This is a genomic window from Ruegeria sp. AA3 (assembly GCF_056542905.1).
This window is the reverse complement of sequence record NZ_JBQGAQ010000047.1, coordinates 1-557: the sequence shown is the minus strand read 5'-3', so window position 1 is coordinate 557 and position 557 is coordinate 1. Positions and strand designations below refer to the sequence as shown.

The window sequence follows — 557 nt, the reverse complement described above, 5'->3', positions numbered from 1 at the left end:
CCGCAGGTCTGCGGGACCCCATCGTATCCGAGGCCTTGGTGCGCGGACAGGCTCGGCTGATGCTTGTGCAATGGACAGGTAGTTCTCGCCAGAGGATCACGATCCCCTGGACCCGGATCGATAGTTTTAACACCCTGGACAGTTTTGCTGATCAGGTCGCAGCTGATCCTCGTGTCTGGCGTAACTTCTCAACTGCGATAGGTGAGGCGCTCGATATGACGGTTGCCAGCTTTGACGACGTGCCCGAATGCGAAAGGCATCTTATTGATCTTTCGGGCGACGGAATTTCGAATGAAGGAATCGAGCCGTCGACCATCCACGCCAAACTGCGGGATCGCGGCATCACCGTGAACGCGATCGCGATTGAAGAAAGTGAACCCGATCTGACAGCCTATTTCTTCGAGAACGTCATCGTTGGCGAGGGGGCCTTTGTCGTCTCTGCAGCAGGCTTCGCGGATTATCCCGAACGTATTCGCAAGAAGCTTTTACGCGAGGTGACACAGCAGACTGCAGGGCTGACGCCGCTCCAATAATAGATTCGTGATCACATTGCTTTT

At 55.1% G+C, this 557-nt stretch carries 1 protein-coding gene; it reads left to right on the top strand.

The features are described from left to right. The coding region (locus ACR0JR_RS22395) for a DUF1194 domain-containing protein (protein ID WP_480458221.1) at nucleotides 1–533 on the top strand (533 nt) is incomplete at its 5' end. Between the last annotated feature and the right edge of the window lie 24 nt (nucleotides 534–557).